Origin of the sequence: Mycobacterium scrofulaceum (assembly GCF_002086735.1) — a bacterium.
Lineage (GTDB): Bacteria > Actinomycetota > Actinomycetes > Mycobacteriales > Mycobacteriaceae > Mycobacterium > Mycobacterium scrofulaceum.
In genome coordinates this window covers 15,460-34,928 of record NZ_MVIJ01000001.1, presented here as the reverse complement: position 1 = coordinate 34,928, position 19,469 = coordinate 15,460, and the positions used below count along the sequence as shown (strand labels likewise).

Genomic DNA, 19,469 nt, shown 5'->3' with positions numbered 1-19,469 from the left:
ACGCTCGACGATATGAGCGAATTCCGTTCCGGGTTCGTGTGTTTGGTCGGCCGGCCGAACACCGGCAAATCGACGCTCACCAACGCGCTGGTCGGCACCAAGGTGGCCATCACCTCGACGCGCCCGCAGACCACGCGGCACACCATTCGCGGCATCGTGCACCGGGAAAACTTCCAGATCATCCTGGTCGACACGCCCGGCCTGCACCGGCCGCGCACCCTGCTGGGCAAGCGGCTCAACGACTTGGTGCGCGACACCTACGGCGAAGTCGACGTGATCGGGTTGTGCATCCCGGCCGACGAGGCGATCGGTCCCGGGGACCGGTGGATCGTCGACCAGATCCGTTCCACCGCACCGAAGACGACGCTGGTGGCCATCGTCACCAAGATCGACAAGGTGCCCAGAGATCGGGTGGCCGCGCAGCTGGTCGCGGTGAGCGAGCTGGTCGGCGACTCGGCCGAGATCGTCCCGGTCTCCGCGGCCACCGGGGAGCAGGTGGACGTGCTGATCGACGTGCTGGCCGCGGCGCTGCCCGCCGGCCCGGCGTACTACCCCGACGGCGAGCTGACCGACGAGCCCGAGGAAGTCCTGATGGCCGAGTTGATCCGCGAGGCCGCGCTGGAGGGGGTGCGCGACGAGCTGCCGCACTCGCTGGCGGTGGTGATCGACGAGGTCAACCCCCGCGAGGACCGCGACGACCTGATCGACGTGCACGCGCTGCTGTTCGTCGAGCGCGACAGCCAGAAGGGCATCATCATCGGCAAGGGTGGCGCCCGGCTGAGGCAGGTGGGTACGGCGGCGCGCGGCCAGATCGAAAAGCTGCTCGGCACCAAGGTCTACCTGGACCTGCGCGTCAAGGTCGCCAAGAACTGGCAGAGCGATCCCAAACAGCTTGGCCGGCTTGGCTTCTGACGCGCCACCTGCCCCGATCTGGCGCCGAAGCGCTTGATCGTCGGAGGCAAGCAGGATCGGGCCGGTCGCCGGCCACGCCCGTGTGCCACCTACAACGCAGCTCCGACGAGATTAAAAGCCCTGCGCGGGCTCAGATGCCGCGGGAAACCAGTTGCGGTTCAGCCGGACTCACCGCCCCCTCCATCGACTGCTTAGCGACGGCGTGCCCATCCCCGCCGTGCAACGCGCTACCTCGGGCATGAAAACCCCGAGATGACCCTGCGCTGTGCCGCCACGCTGGCCGCGACCGCCGAAGCCGAGTTCCGAATGTGTGCTTGCCCACATACGATGCGTTTTGATTGCGGGTCGACCCTTGCGCGTGGGTAGAGTCGGCGTAGCCGAGTCGCGCCTGGATCCCCGTTGGTCCGGGCGAGCGTTGTGGACGCAGTGATGCAAAGATGTTCGGCGACAACGCTTCTCGTGCAGTGCAGCGATTCTGCTGGCAATTGACTTAACCAACTTGCGCCCTGCGGCGCATCCGTCCGAAACGGAGCTTTCAGATGACAACCGTGGCAACACCGGCCACACCCGTCGACGAACAGTCGGTCCTGGCCGCGCTGCGCTCACCACGCCGCTTACGCCGGGAAGTGCTGGCGGGTCTGGTGGTCGCGTTGGCGTTGATCCCGGAAGCGATCGCGTTTTCCATCATCGCCGGTGTCGATCCCAGGGTTGGGTTGTTCGCGGCCTTCACGATGGCTGTCACGATCGCCATCGTCGGGGGCCGGCCGGCGATGATCTCGGCCGCCACCGGTGCGGTGGCCCTGGTGGTCGCTCCGCTGACCCGGCAGTACGGGGTGAACTATTTGGTCGCCGCGGTCATCCTGGCCGGCGTGTTCCAGCTCGCCCTGGGCGGTCTCGGGGTGGCCAAGTTGATGCGGTTCGTGCCGCGCAGCGTGATGGTGGGCTTCGTCAACGCGTTGGCGATTTTGATCTTCCTGTCACAGATGCCGCACCTGCGTGGGGTGCCGTGGCTGGTGTATCCGATGGTTGCTGCGGGTTTGGCGATGATTGCGCTGCTGCCCAGAATCACGACCGTCGTCCCGGCGCCGTTGGTAGCGATCGTGGTCCTGACCGCGGCGGCCGTCGCGCTGAAGTGGTCGGTGCCCACCGTCGGCGACGAGGGACAGTTGCCGACCAGCTTGCCGCGACTGTTGGTCCCGGACGTGCCGATGACGGGGCACACCCTGGGGGTCATCGCCCCCTACGCTCTGGCGATGGCGCTGGTCGGGCTGCTGGAATCGCTGATGACGGCCAAACTGGTCGACGACATCACCGATACCCACTCCAACAAGTCCCGCGAGGCCATCGGCCAAGGTGTGGCCAACTTCGTGACGGGTTTCTTCGGCGGCATGGGTGGCTGCGCGATGATCGGCCAGACCATGATCAACGTCAAGATCAGCGGCGCGCGCACCCGCATCTCCACCTTTCTGGCGGGCTCGTTTCTCCTCGCGCTGGTTGTGGGGCTGGGTGATCTGGTCGCCAAGATTCCGATGGCGGCTCTGGTCGCGGTCATGATTATGGTTTCCGCGGCCACCATGGATTGGCACAGCGTGAACCCAAAGACGTTGCGCCGCATGCCGAAGAGTGAGACGGCGGTGATGCTGTCGACGGTGGTCGGCACCGTGGCCACCGACAACCTGGCTTTCGGTGTCGCGGCAGGGACGCTGACCGCGATGGTGCTGTTCGCGAATCGGGTCGCGCACGTTACCGACGTCATCGACGTCGATCATCCCGACGAGGACACCCGGGTGTATGCGGTCCAGGGCGAATTGTTCTTCGCCTCCAGTAACGACCTGATCTATCAGTTCGACTACGCCAGCGACCCCACCAACATCGTCATCGACATGAGTGGTGCGCACATCTGGGATGCATCCAGCGTTGCCACGCTGGATGCGATCACGAACAAGTACCAGTCCAAGGGGAAAAACGTCACTCTGGTCGGGATGAACGAGACCAGCGCGCGGCGCCACGCCCTACTGAGCCCACTTTTGGCCGGCGCTCACTGATACCGATACTCGGCGACTAAAGGACGAGATAGCGACGCCGCCCGTCGTCGACACTGCTCAGGGGTGGGCGCCAACTCGAGCGAAGTCCACGTCCGGCACTGCGCCGCTTGACGTTTCACCTTCGCGGCGGCGGGGCGCCCGCGACCGGGGGTGTGCCCGTCTCGGCGTTCCACCACATCGTCGGTTGCCTGGTCGACCACCCGCACACGGCCTCCAGTTCGGCGGCCAGCGAGATCAGCATGCCCTCGCTGTTGGCGGGCCCCATCAACTGCACGCCGATCGGCAGCCCGTCGGAGGTGAACCCGGCCGGCACGTTGATCGACGGCCAGCCCAACACGTTCCACGGGAAGGTCAGCGGGCAGGCGGCGATCATCGCGCGGTCGGTGGCGAAGCCGCTCAACCGGTCGAAGGAGCGCGCCAGCGGTGGCGGCTGGGCGGTGGTCGGGGCCAGCACGACATCGACGATGTCGAAGACCGAGCCCACCCGGCGCTGGGCCGCGGCTTCGTGTTGGCGCGCGGTGCGCAGGATCGCCTGACCCAACACGTGACCCAGGCGCAGGTTGGACACCGTGCGGGGGTCGAGGATCACGCCGTCGCCCAGCCGCTCCTCCCAGTCGCGCAGGCCGGCGGTGGACCGGGCGAGGAAATCCCACGACAGCCGCAGGCCGTAGTCCGGGTTGCCGGGCACCACGGTGTGGCCGAGCAGCTCGAGCTGGTCGGCCACGGCGCGCGTCGCAGCCAGGATCTCGGGATGCAGCTTGGGGCGAAAACCGGTGTAGGGGAACCGGGTCGACAGCGCGATGTTCAGCGGACCGGGCGCGATGCCGACGTAGTCGGACGCCGTGATGGGGGGCGGCTTGTGCCGGTCGCCCTCGACGTTGCCCGACGCCGCGTCGAGCACCAGCGCCGCGTCGGCCACCGTGCGGGCCAGCACGCCGTTGACCGTGATTCCGTTGAACGCCTCGGGCAGCGGCCAGGTGGAGATGCGGCCGCGCTGCGGCTTGATGCCGACCAGGTGCGTCCAGGCGGCGGGGATGCGGACGCTGCCGGCGCCGTCGGAGCCGATCGCGGCGGTGACCAGCCCCGCGGCCACCGCGGCCGCGCTGCCGCCGGACGAGCCGCCCGGGCTGTGCCGCCGCGACCAGGGGTTGCGGGTGTGCCCGAAGCCGGGCCCGCTGGTGAAGGGCCACTGGCCGAGCTCGCAGGTGTTGGTCTTGCCGACGATCACCGCGCCCGCCGCCTTCAAGCGGCGAACCACCTCGGCGTCGTGGGTTGCGGGCGGGACGTATCCCTCGGTGCCGTAGGCCGTCGGCACTCCAGCAACGTCGACATCGTCTTTGACCGCGATCGGGATGCCCAGCAACGGCGCCGTGTCTCCGGCCGCCCGCCGCCGATCGGCCGCGGCCGCGTCGGCCAGCGCGGACTCGGTCAGCACGACGCGGAAGGCGTTCAGCGTCGGCTGGCTCGCATGGATGGCGTGCAGGGACCGGCGCACCAGTGTGACGGATGTCACGGAGCGGCTGGCCAGCTGATACAGCAGGTCAGTCAGCGTGGGCAGGCGCTGGCCACCGGATCCGAAAACGGACCCAGGACCTGAGTTGGAAGCGCCAATCACGGGGTACGAGACTAACCGGCGCGGATACCAGCATTGTCGCGGCGGGGTGCAAAACTATGGTGATGCGGCTGTATCGAGACCGGGCGGTGGTGTTGCGTCAGCACAAGCTCGGCGAGGCCGACCGGATCGTCACCCTGCTAACCCGCGATCACGGGTTGGTTCGGGCGGTGGCGAAGGGGGTTCGCCGCACCCGCAGCAAATTCGGCGCGCGGCTGGAGCCGTTCGCGCACATCGACGCGCAACTGCATCCCGGCCGCAATCTCGACATCGTCACCCAGGTCGTCTCGATCGACGCGTTCGCCACCGACATCGTGAGCGACTACGGCCGCTACACCTGCGGGTGCGCGATGCTGGAAACCGCCGAGCGCCTCGCCGGTGAGGAGCGGGCCCCCGCCCCGGCCCTGCACCGGCTCACGGTCAGCGCCCTGCGGGCGGTGGCCGACGGCCGCCGGTCCCGGGACCTGCTGCTGGACGCCTACCTGCTGCGCGCCATGGGCATCGCCGGGTGGGCGCCGGCGCTGACCGAGTGCGCCCGGTGCGCCACCCCCGGGCCGCATCGGGCGTTTCACGTCGGCGCCGGGGGCAGCGTTTGCACCCACTGCCGTCCGGCCGGTTCGACGACACCGCCGCCGGGCGTGCTGGATCTGATGTCCGCGCTGCACGACGGCGAGTGGGAGTTCGCCGAACAGGCCCCGCAATCGCACCGCAGCTACGCCAGCGGCCTGGTGGCCGCGCACCTGCAATGGCATCTGGAACGGCAGCTGAAAACGTTGCCGCTGGTGGAACGGACGTATCACGTCGACCGCACCCTCGCGCAGCGGCGCGCGGCGCTGGTCGAGCGGGACCTGGACTGTGGCTAGGGTCCGCGCCGGTGGCCCCGGCCGGAAGGCCGAGCGCCCCCCGAAGCCGACCGATTTCCCCCAGCTGCCCCCCGCGCCCGACGACTACCCGGTCTTTCCCGACCGGTCGACCTGGCCGGTCGTCTTTCCCGAACTGCCGCCGTCCGTGGACGGCGGCCCCTGCCGGCCGCCGCAACACATCTCGAAGGCCGCGGCGCCGCGCATTCCGGCGGATCGACTGCCCAATCATGTGGCCATCGTGATGGACGGCAACGGCCGCTGGGCCACCGAACAGGGCCTGACCCGAACCGACGGCCACCGGGCGGGGGAGGCGGTGGTCATCGACGTCGTCTGCGGTGCGATCGAAATCGGCATCAAGTGGCTCAGCCTCTACGCGTTCTCCACCGAAAACTGGAAGCGGTCCCCCGAGGAGGTCCGCTTCCTGATGGGCTTCAACCGCGACGTGGTCCGCATGCGCCGCGTGAACCTGAAGACCATAGGGGTCAAGATCCGGTGGGTGGGTTCACGGCCCCGGCTGTGGCGCAGCGTGATCAACGAGTTGGCGATCGCGGAGGACATGACGAAGGACAACGACGTCATCACCGTCAACTACTGCGTGAACTACGGTGGCCGTGCCGAAATTGCCGACGCCGCAAGGGAAATCGCACGCCTGGCGGCTGCGGGCAGGCTGAACCCGGAGCGCGTCACCGAATCGACGGTGGCCCATCACCTGCAACGGCCCGACATCCCCGACGTGGACCTCTTCCTGCGGACGTCGGGGGAGCAGCGATCCAGCAATTTCATGCTGTGGCAGGCGGCTTACGCCGAGTACATCTTTCAGGACAAGCTGTGGCCCGACTACGACCGCCGCGACTTGTGGGCGGCCTGCGAGGAATACGCTTCGCGGAACAGAAGATTCGGGAGCGCCTAGTGGGGACCGGAAGCGCGGCGGAGCCGGGCGCAACGGGTCCTCACGAGGATGATTTAGTGGGGACCGGAAGCGCGGCGGAGCCGGGCGCAACGGGTCCTCACGAGGATGATTTAGTGGGGACCGGAAGCGCGGCGGAGCCGGGCGCAACGGGTCCTCACGGAGAGGATCCGATGCCACCACTGCAGGAACGTCTGGCCTCGGTGCTCGGCGAGGTCCTCTCGGTCGAGGAGGAGCCCGACGGGGCGCTGACGGTGCGCCATGCCGGGACCATCGCGTCCTTGCGAGTGGTGAACATCGCCGACGACCTCGACCTCGTGTCGCTCACCCAGGTCGTGGCATGGGACCTGCCGCTGACCAAGAAGGTCAGCGATCAGGTCGCCAAGCAGGCGCGCGACTGCAACTTCGGCAGCATCACGCTCGCCGAGAAGGTCGATCAGAAAGCCGCGCAACGCAACTCGGGCAAGGGCGCGGCCAAAACCGGCGACGTGATGCTGCGCTACAACTTTCCCGGCGCGGGCCTGACCGACGACGCCCTGCGCACCCTGATCCTGTTGGTGCTCGACACCGGCGCCGGGATCCGGAGCTCGCTGACGTCGTGACGCTTCCGCCCAGCGGAAAGCCAGTCCGACGTCCGGGGAGCTAGCGACAGTCCTTGCAGGTGCCGAAGATCTCGATGGTGTGGCTGACGTCGGAATAGCCGTGCTTGGCGGCGATTTGCGCCGCCCACTCCTCCACCTCGTGGTCGCCGACCTCGATGGTGGAACCACAGCTGCGACAGACCAGATGGTGATGGTGGTGCTCGGAACACCGGCGGTAGACCGACTCGCCGGTGTCGGTCCGCAGCGTATCGACCATTCCCGCCGCTGCCATGGACTGCAACGTCCGGTAGACGGTGGTCAACCCGATGTTCTCGCCGCGGCGGCGCAGCTCGTCGTGCAACTCCTGCGCCGAGCGGAAGTCGTCGAGGGTGTCCATCAGCGTCGAAATCGCCGCCCGCTGCCGGGTCGACCGCACACTGGCGCCCGTCAAGGCGTGTCCTCGCTCGCGTGGGCCACGGCGTCCACCACGATGTGCGCCAGGTGATGATCGGCAAGCCGGTACAGTACCTCGCGGCCCGAGCGCTCCCCGGCGACGACGCCGGCGGCCTTGAGAATCCTCAGGTGCTGGCTGACCAGTGGCTGTGGCACGCCGAGCGCGTCGACCAGCTCGTGCACGCAGCGGTGGGACTCGCGCAGCTGCAGCACGATGGCGATCCGCACGGGCGCGGCCAGCGCGCGCAGTAGCTCGCCGGCCGCGTCGAGGATCTCCCGCGGCGGCGGCACGGGGTAATCGGCCAGGGCGCGGGAGCCGGTTCCTTCGTGCTCGTGCGCCACCACGCCCAGCTCGCCGGCGGCGGGCGGCATCGAAGAAGCCGGGGAGGGGGACATCGCCATGGAGAGAGTCATCACCTCGAGAAGTGCCAGGTAGTGGGGAGGACACGCCGTGAGGCGGTCGACTTCCACTGTCACATGCATGATGACGCATGTCAAAGACCGCGGCGCCGATCGCTACCATGACGAATGCTCTGTGCACCGCGGTCGACCCCCGCGCGTGCCCGTCCAAACCCGGAAAGGGAGTGCACCACGCCGTGGCGTCCGTCATCGACACCGTAGTGAACCTGGCCAAACGGCGCGGCTTCGTCTTTCCCTCGGGCGAGATCTACGGCGGCACCCGGTCGGCGTGGGACTACGGCCCGCTGGGGGTGGAACTCAAGGAGAACATCAAACGGCAGTGGTGGCGCTCGGTCGTCACCGGCCGCGACGACGTCGTGGGCATCGACTCGTCGATCATCCTGCCGCGGCAGGTCTGGGTGGCCTCCGGTCACGTCGAGGTCTTCCACGACCCGCTCGTCGAGTGCCTGAACTGCCACCACCGGCATCGGCAGGACCACATGCAGGAGGCGTACGCCGCCAAGAAGGGGATCGACGACCCCGACTCCGTGCCGATGACCGAGATCGTCTGCCCGGACTGCGGCACCAAGGGGCAGTGGACGGAACCGCGCGAGTTCAACATGATGCTCAAGACCTACCTCGGGCCGATCGAGACCGAGGAAGGCCTGCACTACCTGCGGCCGGAGACCGCGCAGGGCATCTTCGTCAACTTCGCCAACATCGTGACCACCGCGCGCAAGAAGCCGCCGTTCGGTATCGGCCAGATCGGCAAGAGTTTCCGCAACGAAATCACGCCGGGCAACTTCATTTTCCGGACCCGCGAGTTCGAGCAAATGGAAATGGAGTTCTTTGTCGAGCCGTCGACCGCAAAGGAATGGCACCAGTATTGGATCGATACCCGCCACCAATGGTATGTCGACCTGGGTATCAATCCGGAGAATCTGCGGTTGTTCGAGCACCCGGCCGAAAAGCTCTCGCACTACTCCGACCGCACCGTCGACATCGAGTACAAGTTCGGCTTCGCGGGCAACCCCTGGGGTGAACTGGAAGGCGTCGCCAACCGAACCGATTTCGACTTGTCCACGCACGCAAAGCATTCCGGTGCCGACCTGTCGTACTACGACCAGGTCACCGACACCCGCTACACCCCGTACGTCATCGAACCGGCCGCCGGGCTGACGCGGTCGTTCATGGCGTTCCTCATCGACGCGTACACCGAGGACCAGGCCCCCAACGCCAAGGGCGTGATGGAGAAGCGCACGCTGCTCCGGCTGGACCCGCGGTTGGCGCCGGTCAAGGCCGCGGTGCTGCCGCTGTCCCGGCACGCCGACCTGAGTCCCAAGGCCCGGGACCTGGCGGCCGAGCTGCGCACCTGCTGGAACATCGATTTCGACGACGCCGGCGCGATCGGGCGCCGCTATCGGCGCCAGGACGAGGTGGGGACTCCGTTCTGCGTGACGGTCGATTTCGATTCGCTCGAAGACAACGCCGTCACGGTGCGCCGCCGCGACGACATGACGCAGGAACGGGTCGCGATGAACGCCGTGGGCGACTATCTGGCCGCGCGGCTCAAGGGCTGCTGACCGGCGCCGGCCGAGCCCGCCGCGGGGCCTTCGGACTGCCCGGTTGACCGGCGCGGACACCCCGCCGCCACGTACTTAAACGTTTCGTAAAAAACCGCTGTTGGGTAACCGTTTGGCCTAGGCTCTTAAAACGGATGTTGCTCATGTGTCTAGTGGCCGGGGGTGGGTGTCGGTTCGTGTGAATGTAGGTGCCGTTGACGCGGTCGGTGGGTCGGGGATGTGATGATTCCAGCTTTTATGTTCTTCCCCCCCGAGATCAACTCTGCGCTGATGTATGGCGGCGCCGGCCCCGGCCCACTGTTGACGGCGGCATCGGCCTGGCAGGCACTCGCGGCGGATCTGGCGGAGGCGGCGGCATCGTTCGAGTCGGTAGTGACGGGAGTGGCCTCCGGTCCCTGGACGGGCCCGTCGTCGGCGGCGATGGTGGCGGCGGCGACCCCCTACCTGCAGTGGTTGATCTCCGCCGCCGGACAAGCCGAGATCGCGGCCGGCCAGGCGACGGCCGCGGCGACGGCGTACGAGGCGGCGTTCATGGCGACGGTGCCCACTCCGGCGGTGCTCGCGAACCGCATCCGGTTGCTCGCCCTGATCGCGACGAACTTCTTCGGCCAGAACACGCCGGCGATCGCGATGACCGAGATCGAGTACATGGAGATGTGGGCCCAGGACGTGGCCGCGATGGTCGGCTACCACGTCGGGGCCCAGACGGTGGCGGCGACGCTGCCGGCGTTCAGCGCCCCGCCGGTCGGCCTGGCTGGACTGTCGGGGCTCGTCACGGCGCCGCTGAACTTCGCCTCCCAGGCTCTCGGGGCGTTCGGGTCGCTGGGGGCCGGCTTCGTTTCGGACCTCCAGTCGGTGCTGGGGGCGTTCTTCCCCGGCCTCTCGTCGGTGACGTCGCTGCTGTCGTCGATGCCGGTGACCACGATGACCGCCCTGGCCCCGATGGGGATGTATCCGGCCAGCGCGCTGATGTCCCCGATGATGGTGCTGGCCCACAACGTGGGGCCGGCGGCGGCGCCCGCGATGACCGGTGTCACCACCGTGGCCGCGCAGGCCCCGCAAGCCGCCGGCAGCGGCCTCCAAGGGCTGCAGTCGGTCGGCGGGCTGGGCGTCGCCACGGCCGGGCTGGGCACCGCGCGGTTCGTGGGGGCGATCACCGTGCCGCCGACCTGGCAGGGTTCGATGCCGGTGCCCGCGGTCCTGACGAGCCTCGCGGTGCCGGCGTTGGGCACCCAACTCCCCACGCCGATCGCGGCCGGGGGATCGTCCTCCCCGTCGTCGGCACCGGCCGGTTCGACGCCGGCCATGGCCATGGCGATGGACAACCGCAACGCCGACGACGACAAGACGGACGCGCGGGGCCGCCGCGGCGGGGAGAACCCACACGTGGTGCAGTCCCGGCCCAAGGTGGTGCCGCGAACCAAAGGCGGGTAGGGAGCCGACCCCACCTCGTGACGCTGGGCCGGGCGTGCGCTGCGTGGAAGCAAATCCACGTTTTTCGGGTATTTCCCCGTAGTTTGGCTTACGATGTGGCTGCTTGGTGTTATTGGTTCGGCCACAGCGTCCGAAAATCGGCTGTGGAAGGGGGCAACATGCTTTTGCCTCTTGGTCCGCCGCTACCAGATGAGTCGGTGTCGGCGGTTCGGGGTGAGTCGGGGATGCTCGGCGGCCTGTCGGTTCCGCTCAAGTGGGGCGTGGCCGTGCCGCCCGATGACTACGACCACTGGGCCCCGAAGACCGAAGTGAGCGCCGACGCCGCCGATCCGGTGACCGACACCCCGGCCCCCGCCGCGGTTGCCGACGCCAACCAGTGGAACGAATGGAAACGGTGGGAAGGCGAAGCCGAACCCCACTTCGAAATGCCGCGCAGCGGAGGCGTGATACCGCATTCCCCGGCCGCCGGCTGAGCGCCGGACGACGAGGGTGAGCCGTTCAGAACCGGCCGCCGCCCCCCATGAAGCCGCCGCCGGAAGAGCCGCCGAATGACGTCGGGCTCCAGCCGCCGAACCCACCCCGCATGCCCCCACCGAGCACGTTGCCGATGATGATCCCGCCCAGCATCGCGCCCATGTCGCCGCCGCCTCCGCGGGCGTAGGCGCGCTGCGCCGACTGCACGTCGGCGTTGGCCAACGACTGCGCCTGGGCGGCCAGCGTCGACGCGGCGTTCGCGTGCGAAATCGCCTCGGCCGGGTTCCCCGCCCGCTGGTCCCGCGCGGCCTGCAGGTGCCGTTTGGCTTCGGCGAGCCGGGTGCGAGCCTCCGGGCCGACGCTGCCCCGGCGCGTGTCGACGTAGTCGGACACCGCCCGCACCCGGGACTCGGCGGTGAACACCGCCTGCTCGAAGGCCCGGTTGAGCTGTTCGGCGGTGGCCTGCTCGCGGGCCAGGGTGACCAGGAGGCCGTTGAGGTCGGCATCCGCCTTGGCGAGTTGGGCGAACGCCCCCAACGGGTCGGTGGCGGCCCCGGCGCGCGCGCCGTCGACGGCCCGGGCGGCCGCATCCCGCGCCGCGACCAGGTCGCCGGTGTGAGCGGATTTGGTGGCCCGCGCTTTCTGCAGGAGCTCGTCCGCGCGCTTGATGTCCGCCTGGATGTCGGTCACGGCCGCCGGCAGCCGGTCGATGGCGTGCTGAATGTCGGTGGCCGCGTTGTCCACCGAGTCGAGAAGCGCGCGGGCCTGCCCGAGCGCGGACTCGGCGGCGCGGACGGCATCCACCAGACCGGCCTGCCTGCCGCTGACCGCTTCGCCGGCCAAACCCCGGGCCGTGCTGATGTTGCGGTCGGCGAACGCCAGCCGCTCCTCGGCGGCCGCGACGTTGCCGGACACCGAACTCAATGCGGCGGCGTCGAATTGGCCGTGCAGCTCCGCCAGCCGCCGTTCCGACGGGGCGATGCGGGTGGTGAGCTCGACGTACTGCCGGGTCAGCGCGTCGAGCCGCGACGGGGCGTTGATCACCAGATCGCGCAGGTTTTCGAACGCCTCGGTCTGCGATTCCAGTTCCCGGTCGGCGCGCGCCGCCGACACGACCACCCGGGTGAGCAGCTCACGGCGCTGGTCGGGCGTCTCGGGCGTGTTGTCGTCGAGTTGCTGCCGCACCGTAAATGATTGGGAGAGAGCGGCTTTGGCGGTGTCGACGGCCTCGGTGAACGGCCGGGTGCGTTCTTCGCCGAACTCGGCGATCGCCAGGTCGAGCTCGTTGGAGCTGGTCCGCACGGCGTTGTCGACATCCACCACCAACTCGCGAGACAGGTCGTCGAGGGCCTGCAGCGGCACCCCCGCCAGCGCGCTGGCGTCGGTGGGGTCGACCCGGCGCGCCGCGGCCAGGTCGGCCGCGCGCCGGCGCCTGCGCCGGTAGCGCATGACCAGCAGCAGGACCGCCAGCGCGGCGAGGATGATCGCGAGCGTGGCCAACAGGGCGACGCGGCCCGAGGAACCGGGCGACGTGTTGAGCCCGTTGGCCGCCGCGACCGCGGCGCCGCTCCAGTCGCCGTTGTGCAGCGCGGGCTCGATCTTGTTGTGCCGCAGGTCATCGACCTGGCGTGCGGTGACGCTCTTGACGGCGGTCGGCACCAGGAAGGCGTACGCACGGCCGGCGGTGGCGACCGCCAGCAGCGCGTCGTAGTCGCCCAGGTCGCTGGCCCGCGCCGTGCGCTCCGCCCAGTTCACCGCGCCCTGGCCGGAGAAGTCGTCGACGTAGACCACCCACAGCCGGATGTGGCGGTCCGTGTACAGCCTGTCCACCGCCGACGTGACGGTCGCGCGGCCGGAGTCCGACAGGACACCCGCGTTGTCGGTGACGTAACCCGCCAGCCGGAACGGGGGCTGCGCGCCGGCCGCGGGCGCCACGAGCAGGCCGCCGCCGAAACCGATCGTGAGGATCGCCCCGATCACGCTGAGCAGGCGGGCAGTGCGCATGCGCATTACGCCAATTTAGCCCCGCGGCGGCGCGGGCCGGCGGCCGCGCGGCGGGGCGGTCCGTGGCCGGCAGTTCCCTGGCAGACTGTGCTGCGGTGACCACGAATCGGCAAGACCCTTACGACGACTTCGACCGTCAGCGGCGGGTGCACGAAGCGCCGAAGACTGCGGGTTTGCCGGGTACGGAAGGTCAGCACCGCACCGATTTCGCCCGGGACCGGGCGCGGGTCTTGCACAGCGCCGCGCTGCGCCGCCTGGCGGACAAGACCCAGGTGGTCGGGCCCCGCGAGGGTGACACGCCGCGCACCCGGCTGACGCACTCGCTGGAGGTCGCCCAGATCGGGCGGGGGATGGCCGTCGGCCTGGGTTGCGACCTCGACCTGGTCGAGTTGGCGGGCCTGGCCCACGACATCGGCCACCCGCCCTACGGGCACAACGGTGAGCGCGCCCTCGACGAGGTGGCCGCCGGCGCGGGCGGCTTCGAAGGGAACGCGCAGAACTTCCGCATCCTGACCAGCCTTGAGCCCAAAGTGCTTGACGAGCAAGGCGATAGCGCGGGGCTCAACCTCACCCGCGCATCGCTGGACGCGGTCACCAAATACCCGTGGTTCCGCAGCGAAGGTCGACGCAAGTTCGGCTTCTACGACGAGGACCGCGAGCCGGCGGCCTGGGTTCGCGCCCGCGCGCCGGAGGGTCGGATGTGCCTGGAGGCGCAGGTGATGGACTGGGCGGATGACATCGCCTATTCGGTGCACGACGTCGAGGACGGCGTCGTCTCCCAGCGCATCGACCTGCGGGTGCTCGCCGACGGCGACGAGGCGGCGGCCCTGGCCAAATTGGGGGAGAGCGAATTCTCCCGGGTCAGCGCCGACGACTTCATGGCGGCCGCGGGGCGGCTCTCGGGGTTGCCGGTGGTCGCCGCGGTCGGCAAGTACGACGCCACCCTGGCGGCGTCGGTGGCGCTCAAGCGGCTGACCAGCGAGTTGGTCGGCCGGTTTGCGTCGGCCGCGATCGCCACCACCCGCGCGGCGGCCGGTCCCGGGCCGCTGGTGCGCTACCGGGCCGACTTGCTGGTCCCCGACGTGGTGCGCGCCGAGGTTTCCCTGCTCAAGATCCTGGCGCTGCAGTTCATCATGTCCGACCCGCGACATCTGGGCACCCAGGCGCTGCAGCGCGAACGGATCCACCGGGTGGCGCAGTGGCTGTATTCCGGGGCCCCGCACACGCTCGATCCGGTCTTCGCCGCGGCGTTCAGCGCCGCGGCCGACGACCGTGCACGGCTACGCGTCGTCCTCGATCAGATCGCCTCGTACACCGAGGGCCGGCTGGAGCGCGTCGACGCGCGCCAGTCGGCCGGTTAGCGGCGGGTCATCCCTCGGGGGCGCCGTCGCCGTCGCGGGCTAGGCTGCCCGACATGACCAAATTCAGCGGTATCGCCACCCTCGCGGTGGGGCTTCCCGTCGTCGCCATGACCGCCTGCAGCTCACCCCAGCATGCGAGCAGCCAGCCCGGCACCACCCCTCCGGTGAAGAGCGCCCCACCCGCGTCGTCGGGCGAGACGACGACGCCCGCGCCCAGCGGCGAATCGCTGAGCGCGCAACTGAAGACGCCGGACGGGCGATCCGTCGCCACGGCGACGTTCGACTTCACCGGCGGGTATGTGACCGTCACCGTCAAGACGGTGGCCGGCGGCATTCTGACCCCCGGATTCCACGGCATGCACGTCCACGAGTTCGGCAAGTGCGAGCCCAATTCCGTCGCCCCGACCGGCGGTCCGCCCGGAAACTTCCTGTCCGCCGGCGGTCATTACAACGCGCCCGGCCACACCGGGAAACCCGAAAGCGGTGACCTGACGTCGCTCGAGGTGCGTTCGGACGGCTCGGCCTACCTGGTCACCACCACCGATGCGTTCACCAGGGACGTGCTCGTGGGCGGCGAGGGCAAAGCGTTGATGCTGCACGGCGCCCAATACAGCGACAACGCGATGGACCGGGTGGCATGCGGCGTCATCGGAACCGGATAACCGGCCGGCTCGGCCCTCTAGACTGAGCCGATGTCCAGCCCGGCAGGTTCACGCGCGGACGGCGACGCCCGGGCCCGGGGCCGGGGCCGGATCCCCGATCGCGACATCGCCGCCATCCGCGAGCGGGTCCGCATCGACGAAGTCGTCGGCGATTACGTCCAATTGCGCCGCGCCGGAGCCGATTCCCTCAAGGGCCTGTGCCCGTTTCACGACGAGAAGTCGCCGTCGTTCCACGTCCGGCCCAACCACGGCCACTTCCACTGCTTCGGCTGCGGGGAGGGCGGCGACGTCTACGCGTTCATCCAGAAGATCGAACACGTCACCTTCGTCGAGGCCGTCGAGCTGCTCGCCGACCGGATCGGCCACACCATCAGCTACACCGGCCCGGCGACCAGCGTGCAGCGCGATCGCGGCAGTCGCAGCCGGCTCGTCGCGGCCAACGCGGCCGCGGCGGAGTTCTACGCGGCCGCGCTGGAATCCGACGAGGCCGCGCCGGCGCGCCAGTACCTGACCGAACGCAATTTCGACGGTGAGTCCGCCCGTCGCTTCGGCTGCGGGTTCGCGCCGTCGGGGTGGGACTCACTGACGAAGCACTTGGTGCGCAAGGGTTTCGAGTTCAAGGAGCTGGAAGCGGCCGGCCTGTCGCGCCAGGGCCGCCGCGGCCCGATCGACCGCTTCCACCGGCGGCTGTTGTGGCCCATCCGCTCCGCGGCCGGCGAGGTGATCGGGTTCGGCGCCCGCCGGCTGTTCGACGACGACCCGATGGAAGCCAAGTACATCAACACCCCGGAGACGCTGCTGTACAAGAAGTCGTCGGTGATGTTCGGCATCGACTTGGCCAAGCGTGACATCGCCAAGGGGCACCAGGCCGTCGTCGTGGAGGGCTACACCGACGTGATGGCGATGCATCTGGCCGGGGTCACCACCGCCGTGGCGTCGTGCGGCACCGCGTTCGGTGACGAGCACCTGGCGATGCTGCGCCGGCTGATGATGGACGACAGCTTCTTCCGCGGCGAGCTGATCTACGTGTTCGACGGCGACGCGGCCGGCCGGGCGGCCGCGCTCAAGGCCTTCGGGGGCGAGCAGAACCTGGCCGGGCAGTCCTTCGTCGCGGTGGCCCCGGACGGCATGGATCCCTGCGACCTGCGCCTGAAGTCCGGCGACGGCGCCCTGCGCGACCTGGTGGCGCGGCGCACGCCGTTGTTCGAGTTCGCGATCCGCACGGCGCTGGCCGAGATGGACCTGGACAGCGCCGAGGGTAGGGTCGCGGCGCTGCGCCGCTGCGTGCCGATGGTGGGCCAGATCAAGGACCCCACGCTGCGCGACGAGTACGCCCGCCAGCTCGCCGGCTGGGTCGGCTGGGACGACGTGGCGCAGGTCATTGGGCGGGTGCGTGACGAGGCCAAGAAGCCGCGCGTGTCTGCCGACCTCCGTGGGCGCGGGCAGGTGGGCACCGAAAAGGTCCGGTCCCAGCCCGCCGCCACCCGCCCGGACCCGCGCGACCCGACGTTGTGGCCGCAGCGCGAGGCGCTCAAGTCGGCCCTGCAGTACCCGGCGCTGGCCGGGCCGGTCTTCGACACGCTGACCGTCGAGAGCTTCACCCATCCCGGCTACGCGGCCGTCCGCGGGGCGATCGAGGCCGCCGGCGGCACGTCGAGCGGCGTCACCGGTGGGCAGTGGATCGACGCCGTGCGGCAGCGGGCCGGCTCGGACCTGACCGCGGGCCTGGTCAGCGAGCTCGGCGTGGAGGCCGTCCAGGTCGACGACGAGAAACTGCCGCGCTACATCGCCGGCGTGCTGGCCCGGCTGCAGGAGGTCTGGATGGGCCGGCAGATCGCCGAGGTGAAGTCCAAGTTGCAGCGGATGTCGCCGATCGAGCAGGGCGACGAGTACCACGCGCTGTTCGGCGACCTGGTCGCGATGGAGGCCTACCGGCGCAGCCTGCTGGAGCAGGCTAGCGGCGACGATCTGACGATGTGAGGGCCTCCTCGGCGTCGCGCTCCATGATCGCCGTCTGGTCGTCGATCTCGGCGACGGTCACGAAGCCGGTGTCGGGGGAGATCCGATTCGCGACCTTGCGACGCCCTCCTTCGATCATCGACTTGGCGACGGGACTGCTGGTCAGCGCGCGATAGGTCCCGACGATCTGCTCGTACCGGCGACGGCCGGCCTTCGAGCCCAGCACGTAACCCAGTCCGAGCACCACGACATACCGGATCAAAGCGTTCCTCCCGACTATCGACCATCCCATCCTGCCTCACCCGGCCCGGTGCGTGCGCGCCCGATCCGGTGCGGGGCCGGTCCTGTCCAGTTGGGTGCGGTTATGCCAGTACGCTAGAGTCGTCCCGCGATCGTGTTGATCCCCTGTAGCTCAATTGGCAGAGCGTTCGGCTGTTAACCGATAGGTTCCTGGTTCGAGTCCAGGCGGGGGAGCAAGGTTCAGACACTAGTCGTACGCCGGTGTCCAGATGGTGCCGAGGACGGCCCGGTGTGGGTCGGCGTGAGTCCGGGTGGCGACCCCGTCGGCGACCGCGGCGCGATACACGGCCTCGGCGACCGCCGTCGAGATGACGCGCAACTCCTTGACATCGGGTAGCAGCGAATCCCCGAAGCCCGACGGGCTCGCCTGGTGCACAACGGCTTCCGCCGCCGCCTGCAGCATTCCCTTGGTCAGCAGCCGGGTCCCGGCGACGATGATGCCCAGCCCGATTCCCGGAAACACCAGCACGTTGTTGGCCTGGCCGATGGTGTGGGTGGTGCCCTCGTAGTCGATCGGGGCGACGGGGGTGCCGGTGGTGATCAGCGCTTTGCCGGCGGACCACTGCAGCACGTCGGCCGGCATGGCCTCCATCCGCGACGTCGGGTTGGACAGCGGGAAGATCATCGGGCGCTCGCAGGCCGCGGTCATGGCCTGCACCACCTTCTCGGTGAAGGCGCCGAACACGGCCGAGGAGCCCAGCAGGATCGTCGGGGAGGCCAGCTTGATGGCGTCCACCAGCCCCACCCGGTCCGCGGGACCCACGCCCAGCCGGGCGCGGTCTTTGGCGTAGGGCATCTGGAAGTCGCGCAGGTCGTCCATGTCGTCGAACAGCAGGCCCTGCTTGTCGATGGGCCAGATCTGCGCCGTGGCCTGCTCGAGGGTCGCGCCATCGGCCACCATCGCGTCGCGAATCTGGTCGGCCACCCCGATCCCGGCGGTCCCGGCCCCGAAGACGACCACCCGCTGGTCGCGCATCGGCACCCCGGTGACATGGCAGCCGCCGTACACGGCGGCGACGACCACGGCGCCGGTGCCCTGGATGTCGTCGTTGAACACGCAGTACTTCTGGCCGTACTCGTGCAGGATCCGCCGCGCGTTCAGGGGGCCGAAGTCCTCGAAATGCAGGATCGCCTTGGGGAACAGCCGGTGGGCGGTTTCGACGTAGTGATTGACGAAGTCGTCGTATTCCTGGCCGCGGCGCCGCGCGTGCCGGTTGCCCAGGTAGAACGGGTCCTGCAGCAGCTGTTCGTTGTTGGTGCCGACGTCGAGGGAGACCGCGATGCAGCGGCGCGGGTCGATGCCGGCGCCGGCGGTGTAGAGAGACAACTTGCCCACCGCGATCTGGATGCCGCCCACGCCCCAGTCGCCGATGCCCAGGATGGCTTCGGCGTCGGTGCACACGATCAGGTCGACGTCGTCCGGCTCCAGCCCGAAAGTTTCGAACGCCGGCTCGATTTCGTCGGGTTCGTCGATGCTCAGGAAAAGCCCACGCTGTCCGCGGTATTCGTCGGAGAACCGTTGAATGGCCTCGCCGACGGTGGGCGTGTAGACCACCGGCATCAGTTCGGGCAGGTGATCCTCCAGCACCTTGTAATAGAGCAGTTCGTGGCGGTAATGCAGCTGCTCCAACAGCAGATTACGACCCAGATCGGTTGCCAGGCTTTGCAGTTGATGCCACACCCGGTCGGCCTGTTCATCGAGGGTGAGCACCGCGGACGGCAGCCGACCGGTCAACCCCAGCCGGCGCCGCTGCTCGTGGGTGAAGCCGACTCCCCGGTTCAGGCTCGGCGCCGCCAGTGCCGGCGGTATCCGCGGCGCGTGCGCGTCGCCCATCGCAAACTCCGTCCGTCCGTGGCCCGTCACGCCAACCGTAGCGTCGATCGCCGCGACCGCATCTCGAACAGCGTTGGCAGCGCCAA

General features: G+C 69.2%; 17 protein-coding genes and 1 tRNA gene. 12 read left to right on the top strand and 6 right to left on the bottom strand.

All coding sequences use genetic code 11. The annotated features are described in order from the left end of the window. Window positions 1–12 precede the first annotated feature (12 nt). Entirely contained in the window at window positions 13–912 is a 900-nt protein-coding gene (gene era / locus BST44_RS00145) for a GTPase Era (protein WP_065443797.1), read from the top strand. Between the two features lie 539 nt (window positions 913–1,451). Next, on the top strand, window positions 1,452–2,957 hold the full coding sequence (locus tag BST44_RS00140; RefSeq protein ID WP_083174221.1) for a SulP family inorganic anion transporter: 1,506 nt from the start codon (window positions 1,452–1,454) through the stop codon (window positions 2,955–2,957). A gap of 115 nt (window positions 2,958–3,072) precedes the next feature. Here BST44_RS00140 and BST44_RS00135 read toward each other — a convergent pair whose 3' ends face one another. Beyond that, on the bottom strand, window positions 3,073–4,572 hold the full coding sequence (locus BST44_RS00135) for an amidase (RefSeq protein WP_083174219.1): 1,500 nt from the start codon (window positions 4,570–4,572) through the stop codon (window positions 3,073–3,075). Window positions 4,573–4,634: 62 nt separating this feature from the next. On the opposite strand from BST44_RS00135, the gene recO reads away from it, so the two are divergent. From recO to BST44_RS00120, 3 genes are all read left to right on the top strand, one after another. Beyond that, window positions 4,635–5,432, top strand: a complete 798-nt coding sequence (gene recO / locus BST44_RS00130; protein ID WP_083174711.1) for a DNA repair protein RecO — start codon at window positions 4,635–4,637, stop codon at window positions 5,430–5,432. Beyond that, complete coding sequence (locus BST44_RS00125) at window positions 5,425–6,342, top strand: decaprenyl diphosphate synthase (protein WP_083174218.1); 918 nt, start codon at window positions 5,425–5,427, stop codon at window positions 6,340–6,342. The genes recO and BST44_RS00125 overlap by 8 nt, the downstream gene beginning before the upstream one ends. A 170-nt stretch (window positions 6,343–6,512) precedes the next feature. Continuing rightward, complete coding sequence (locus BST44_RS00120) at window positions 6,513–6,941, top strand: hypothetical protein (RefSeq protein ID WP_083174216.1); 429 nt, start codon at window positions 6,513–6,515, stop codon at window positions 6,939–6,941. A 40-nt stretch (window positions 6,942–6,981) separates the two neighbouring features. Here the strand turns inward: BST44_RS00120 and BST44_RS00115 are convergent, their stop codons facing one another. Beyond that, window positions 6,982–7,371, bottom strand: coding sequence for a Fur family transcriptional regulator (locus tag BST44_RS00115; protein WP_083174215.1), 390 nt, complete (start codon window positions 7,369–7,371; stop codon window positions 6,982–6,984). After that, window positions 7,368–7,775: an ArsR/SmtB family transcription factor gene (locus tag BST44_RS00110; RefSeq protein WP_142274322.1), complete on the bottom strand. Its 408-nt coding sequence runs from the start codon at window positions 7,773–7,775 to the stop codon at window positions 7,368–7,370. Before BST44_RS00110 ends, BST44_RS00115 begins: the two co-directional genes overlap by 4 nt. Before the next feature lie 182 nt (window positions 7,776–7,957). Here BST44_RS00110 and BST44_RS00105 point away from each other — a divergent pair, with 182 nt between their 5' ends. The 3 genes from BST44_RS00105 to BST44_RS00095 all read left to right on the top strand — a co-directional run bounded on the left by BST44_RS00105 (window position 7,958) and on the right by BST44_RS00095 (window position 11,262). Next, window positions 7,958–9,355 carry a glycine--tRNA ligase gene (locus BST44_RS00105; protein WP_167380146.1) on the top strand — a complete coding sequence of 466 codons (1,398 nt, stop codon included), beginning with the start codon at window positions 7,958–7,960 and terminating at the stop codon, window positions 9,353–9,355. A 222-nt stretch (window positions 9,356–9,577) separates the two neighbouring features. Next, complete coding sequence (locus tag BST44_RS00100; RefSeq protein ID WP_083174211.1) at window positions 9,578–10,789, top strand: PPE family protein; 1,212 nt, start codon at window positions 9,578–9,580, stop codon at window positions 10,787–10,789. Window positions 10,790–11,013: 224 nt separating this feature from the next. Then, a complete protein-coding gene (locus BST44_RS00095) occupies window positions 11,014–11,262 on the top strand; it encodes a hypothetical protein (protein ID WP_083174210.1) in 249 nt (82 codons plus the stop codon). 25 nt (window positions 11,263–11,287) lie between these two features. Here the strand turns inward: BST44_RS00095 and BST44_RS00090 are convergent, their stop codons facing one another. Beyond that, window positions 11,288–13,267, bottom strand: coding sequence for a TPM domain-containing protein (locus BST44_RS00090; RefSeq protein ID WP_083174709.1), 1,980 nt, complete (start codon window positions 13,265–13,267; stop codon window positions 11,288–11,290). Window positions 13,268–13,362: 95 nt separating this feature from the next. Between BST44_RS00090 and BST44_RS00085 the strand changes: the two genes are divergently transcribed. The 3 genes from BST44_RS00085 to dnaG are packed head-to-tail and all read left to right on the top strand — an operon-like array spanning window position 13,363 to window position 17,270. Beyond that, a complete protein-coding gene (locus BST44_RS00085; protein WP_083174208.1) occupies window positions 13,363–14,628 on the top strand; it encodes a deoxyguanosinetriphosphate triphosphohydrolase in 1,266 nt (421 codons plus the stop codon). Between the two features lie 53 nt (window positions 14,629–14,681). Next, a complete protein-coding gene (gene sodC / locus BST44_RS00080) occupies window positions 14,682–15,290 on the top strand; it encodes a superoxide dismutase[Cu-Zn] (RefSeq protein WP_083174207.1) in 609 nt (202 codons plus the stop codon). Window positions 15,291–15,320: 30 nt separating this feature from the next. After that, entirely contained in the window at window positions 15,321–17,270 is a 1,950-nt protein-coding gene (gene dnaG / locus BST44_RS00075) for a DNA primase (protein ID WP_083174205.1), read from the top strand. On the opposite strand, the gene BST44_RS00070 is transcribed toward dnaG, so the two are convergent. Continuing rightward, a complete protein-coding gene (locus BST44_RS00070; protein ID WP_083174204.1) occupies window positions 17,245–17,511 on the bottom strand; it encodes a hypothetical protein in 267 nt (88 codons plus the stop codon). The genes dnaG and BST44_RS00070 overlap by 26 nt on opposite strands. A 139-nt stretch (window positions 17,512–17,650) precedes the next feature. Here BST44_RS00070 and BST44_RS00065 point away from each other — a divergent pair. Further along, a tRNA-Asn gene (locus BST44_RS00065) sits at window positions 17,651–17,723 on the top strand. A gap of 13 nt (window positions 17,724–17,736) precedes the next feature. On the opposite strand, the gene BST44_RS00060 is transcribed toward BST44_RS00065, so the two are convergent. Further along, window positions 17,737–19,383 carry an NAD-dependent malic enzyme gene (locus BST44_RS00060; protein ID WP_083174202.1) on the bottom strand — a complete coding sequence of 549 codons (1,647 nt, stop codon included), beginning with the start codon at window positions 19,381–19,383 and terminating at the stop codon, window positions 17,737–17,739. Window positions 19,384–19,469: the final 86 nt, after the last annotated feature.